The 4,975-nt window shown below is 64.8% G+C and carries 4 protein-coding genes; all 4 read left to right on the top strand.

Going from position 1 to position 4,975, the window contains the following annotated elements; genetic code table 11:
* Positions 1-9: 9 nt before the first annotated feature.
* Entirely contained in the window at positions 10-1,425 is a 1,416-nt protein-coding gene (locus tag FVW27_RS07790) for a sensor histidine kinase (RefSeq protein WP_208294691.1), read from the top strand.
* Between the two features lie 591 nt (positions 1,426-2,016).
* A complete protein-coding gene (locus FVW27_RS07785; protein ID WP_015946413.1) occupies positions 2,017-2,748 on the top strand; it encodes an amino acid ABC transporter ATP-binding protein in 732 nt (243 codons plus the stop codon).
* Positions 2,749-2,967: 219 nt separating this feature from the next.
* On the top strand, positions 2,968-3,795 hold the full coding sequence (locus FVW27_RS07780; RefSeq protein WP_167124102.1) for a transporter substrate-binding domain-containing protein: 828 nt from the start codon (positions 2,968-2,970) through the stop codon (positions 3,793-3,795).
* A gap of 190 nt (positions 3,796-3,985) precedes the next feature.
* Positions 3,986-4,975, top strand: a 990-nt coding sequence (locus FVW27_RS07775) for an amino acid ABC transporter permease (RefSeq protein WP_167124100.1), incomplete at its 3' end; no start/stop codon positions are given.

The raw sequence follows: 4,975 nt of genomic DNA, 5'->3' as shown, positions 1-4,975 counted from the left end.
CAGGTTGTCATGACGTCCGAACAGCCCCCCCCCCCCCCGGCTCCACCCGCTCCCCCCGCCCCGCCGTCCAACTCTTCTCCGCCCGCTCCGCCGCCCGTGCTGGGCGCCGACCACGTTTCCGAACGCATCCATGCCAAGCTGGCCGACTACACGCGCTACAACTTCAGCGCGCGGCAAATCTGCGCATTCAATGTGTTCTTCGACCTGGCCCAGGAATTCGACGCCCTGCCCGATCTGTACGCCCTGGCCGTGCTGGTGCCGCGCATCCTGTTCGACATGCAGGCCGAGTTGTACGTGCTGGACGCCTCCGGCACGCTGGTGCGCCGCAACCCGGACATGCCCCCCTTCGCGGGCAGCCCGCCCCAGCGCGACCACCTGGCGGAGGGACCGCACATGCAGGACGGGCAGTACCGCATCCCCGTGCGGGGCCGCCATGCTGACCGCGAAAGCCTGCCCTTCACTCCCGTGGGCGACGTGCTGGGCATGATGGTGCTGCACCCCGCAGCCCCCCTTACCGATCACGACCGCTTCTACTACGAAAAATACGCCAACCGCGTAGGCTTCCAACTGCACAACCGGCTGCTGCACATGAAGAACCGCGAGCATATCCGGTTCATTCGCAGCCTGGTGCACGACATCGGCCACAACGTCATCGTGCCCAACATGTACTTCAAGCTGCTGTTCCGGCAGCTGGAAGGCAAGATACAGGCCATGGGCGAACTGCGCGAAACCCTCAGCGCGGGCGGGCGCATGCCCAGCGGACCGGAAGCGGAGGCCATCCGCCAGTTGGGCTACCTGCACGAGCGGCTGGACGAGCAGTACCGCGAAATCTACCGCCACTTCCTGCAATCCAGCCTGTTTCTGGAAACGCTGCTGCGCCAGAGCCACTTCGACCAGGGACACTACGTGCTCCAGAAGACGGAAATCGACATCGCCCAGCGCGTGGTGGTGCCGCAGCTCGAACGCTTCCGGTCACGGCTGGAGGAAAAGGGCATCAAGGTACTCATGGACATGCGCCCGGACTGCGAACACGTGCGCGTTTCCGCCGACGTGGGACTGATCAGCCAGGTGCTGGCCAACCTGCTGTCCAACGCCGTGAAGTACACCCGCCCCACCCCGGGCGCGCGGCGCCAGGCCGTGCACTGCCGCATCTGCCGTGTGGCCGACGCCTTCGGCCCCGGCAGATGCGGGGCGCGGGTCGAGGTGTTCACCACCGGTCCCGCCGTGTCCGCCACCGACACCCCCCACCTGTTCGAACCGGACTTCCGGGGGTCCAACACCCTTGGCGAATACGGCACCGGGCACGGCCTGCATTTCGTGCGCGAAATCGTGGACCTGCACGGTGGTCGCGTGGGCTACGAGGCGCAGGAGGGCGGCAATGCCTTCTTCTTCCTGCTGCCCTGCGACACCCCGGCCCGGGATTGATTCTCCCCCCCTGCGGAACTGGAGGCTGCCGGATTGCCTGCCCGGCACGCTGGCGGGGTGTCGAGCTGTCGGGTTGCCTGATTGTCGGGTTGCATGGTTGTTGGCCCACTGCCCCCCCGGCCTCCCCCAGTCCCGCTGGCCCCACTGGCCAGGCTGCCCCGGGTTGCCAGGCTGTCCTCATGCCGCCCAACCTTGCGGCGGTCCGCGCGATGCGACGTAACCCTCCGCACCTGCGGCAACGCGCGTGCAAATGGCAGGGGCACCCCTGCCAATCGCTGACAATTTCGCAAAAACACGTCATCGTACCGGGGCCGCAACAGCCTTCAGTCGTGCCAACCGCCCGCCATCAAGGGCGATACCCGATGCGGGCCTGCAGCGTAACCGTGACGCAACGCCGTGAATTGAAACATTAATGTCAAAAGCGTAACCTCACGGGTTGCCCGTAATCCCGTATTCTGCTACTTCGCAGGCGCGGGGCGCGTCGGCAGCCGCCACGGCCTCATCCGCCCGACTGCCGCACCGCGCACGATCGTGCGCGGGACCATGCACAAGACCGCCCCAGCCCGCCCAGACCGAACCGTGGAGCACCGCGTGATCAAATTCGACCATGTGCACAAGTGGTACGCCAGCGGACTGCATGTGCTGCAGGATATCACCCTTGAAATCAAGCAGGGCGAGGTTGTCGTCATCTGCGGGCCCAGCGGGTCCGGCAAGAGCACGCTGATCCGCTGCATCAACAAGCTGGAGCCCATCCAGAAGGGCCACATCGTCGTCGACGGCGTGGACATCAACGACCCGCGCACCAACCTCACCATGCTGCGCGCCGAGGTGGGCTTCGTCTTTCAGCAGTTCAACCTGTATCCGCACATGACCGTGCTGGAAAACATCACCCTGGCCCCCCTGCTGGTGCGCAACACCCCCCGCGCCGAAGCCGAAAAGACGGCCATGGAACTGCTGGAAAAGGTGAACATTCCCGACAAGGCGGGCGCCTACCCCGGCCAGCTTTCCGGCGGGCAGCAGCAGCGCGTGGCCATCGCGCGCGGCTTGGCCATGAAGCCGCGCATCATGCTGTTCGACGAACCCACCAGCGCGCTGGACCCGGAAATGATCAACGAGGTGCTCGACGTCATGCGCCAGCTTGCCCGCGAGGGCATGACCATGGTCTGCGTGACGCACGAAATGGGCTTTGCCCGCGAAGTGGCCGACCGGGTCATCTTCATGGACCAGGGCGTCATGGTGGAAGAAAACACCCCCGAGGCGTTCTTCAGCAACCCCGTTCACGACCGCACCAAGGAATTTCTCAGCAAGATTCTCACGCACTAGGGGCTGCTTTCATCAGAAGGCAGCCCCGTCTTGTTCGGCCTTGAAGACGGTTTTCCGCGCTACGCATTGCCATAACATGTCTGCCGCGACGTGTTCTGACCGTTGAGCCTTTCTTGCCGTTGTCGGCCCGACGTTCCTTTTGCCGAAGGGACCGCAGCCCCGCAGGGGGCCTGCCCGCATGTGCGGGGGCCATGGGCAACCCAAAACAGGGAGAAGGATATGCGCTTGGTCAAACTGCTTGCAATGGCTTCGGCCCTTACCGTGCTGATGGCCTCCGTGGCCATGGCCGGTCCGGTCTTCGACCGCATCCAGAAGGAAAAGAAGATCCGCGTCGGCATCATGACCGACTCCATCCCCGGCGCCTTCTACAATGAAAAGGGCGAATGGGGCGGCTTCGACTACGACATGGCCACCGAAGTGGCCAAGCGCATGGGCGTCGAGATCGAACGCGTCCAGGTGAACAACAAGACCCGCATCGCCCTCGTGCAGTCGGGCCAGATCGACCTTTCCGTGTCGAACATGACCCACACCCGCGAGCGCGACAAGTCGGTCGACTTTTCGCTGACCTACTTCTTCGACGGCCAGAAGATCCTGTCCAAGAAGGGCCAGTTCAAGTCCGTGAAGGACATGGTGGGCAAGAAGATCGCCACCATGCAGGGCACCACCTCCGAAGTGAACGTGCGCCGCGCCCTGAAGGAAGCGGGTGACCCCAATTACGAAACCAACGTGATTTCCTACCAGAAGGAATCCGAGTGCTTCCAGGCGCTGCAGAACGGCCGCGTGGCCGGCTGGTCCACCGACGCCTCGATCCTGGTCGGCTACGCCGCCAAGACCCCCGGCCAGTTCGAACTGGTGGGCGACTTCCTGTCCGACGAACCCTACGGCATGGCCATGCCCCAGGACGATTCCGCCCTGCGTGACGCCGTGAACGCCGCCATCCAGGACATGTGGAAGGACGGCACCTACAAGTCCATCTACAACAAGTGGTACGGCCCGGGCACCCCGTTCGAAATGCCGCTGGCCGGCCAGATCGAAATGTGGCCCTAACGGTCCACACCTGCTGAACATTGTGCGCAAGCCCGGCCCGTCCGGGCTTGCGTATTGTTGAAGACCCGCGCACCAGCGCGCGGACGGGCGGCAACCCTGCGACCGCACGCCCGCACAAGTACCACGACCACGCACGCGCCGCCGCCACCGCACCCCGCAGGGCATGGCGCGCCCCTCTCCGGAACGGCACATGATCCGATACTGGCTGGAAAAGACCTGGGTCCAGAACGCAGTCCTCATCTCGCTGGCGGCGTTCGCCATCTACTATTGCGGCTGGGTCTTCGACTTCGGCTACGAGTTCAAGTGGAGCATGCTCTTCACGCGCAACGAGACCTACGGCGTGGTCATGGGCGCGGAAATCCTGAAGGGCCTTGCCAACACGGTGCGCATCTCGCTGATCAGCTCGGCCCTTGCGCTGCTGCTGGGCACCATGCTGGGCCTTGCGCGGCTTTCGCTGTTCCGCCCGTTGCGGGCCACGGCCACCTGCGTCATCGAATTCTTCCGCAACACGCCGCTGCTCATCCAGCTGTTCTTCTGGTATTTCGCCTTTCCGGCCATTCTGCCCGACAACGCGCGCGAGGCGCTGTTCTCCATCCAGTTCGAGTTCTGGTGTGCCACCATCGGCCTGTCCATCTACACCGCCTCGTTCATGGCCGAAGTCATCCGCGCCGGGCTCCAGTCCATCCCCAAGGGGCTGCTGGAAGCCGCCTACTCCTCCGGCCTGTCCTATTTCCAGGTGCTGCGCACCATCATCCTGCCGCTGGCGTTCCGGGCCATCATTCCACCGCTGGGCAGCGAGTTCCTGAACAACATGAAGAACTCGTCGCTGGCCATGGTGGTGGGCGTGGCGGAACTTACCTGGCATGCCCAGCAGGTGGAATCGCTGACATTCAAGGGCTTCGAGGCCACCAGCGCCGCCACGGTGCTGTACCTTTCGCTGTCGCTGATCATCTCGTTCATCCTCAACGGGGTGAACGGCCGCATGCGTCTGGACACCGCCCCCGAGCGTTCCGTGCCGGTGCTGGCGGTGGGCGCGCTGCTGGCCCCCTTCGGGCTTGTTCGCCGCATGTTCATCCGGCCCGTCACCCGCGCCTTGCGGGCCCGCCGCCGCGCCGCCGCCCAGACCACCTACACCCCGCTGGCGGCCATGCTGCACCAGTTGGGCGGGCACGCCGCCCGC

The sequence above is a fragment of the Nitratidesulfovibrio liaohensis genome, assembly GCF_011682075.1.
GTDB classification, from domain to species: Bacteria; Desulfobacterota; Desulfovibrionia; order Desulfovibrionales; family Desulfovibrionaceae; genus Cupidesulfovibrio; species Cupidesulfovibrio liaohensis.
The sequence above is the reverse complement of the archived record's forward strand: the minus strand, read 5'-3'. Positions and strand labels throughout refer to the sequence as shown.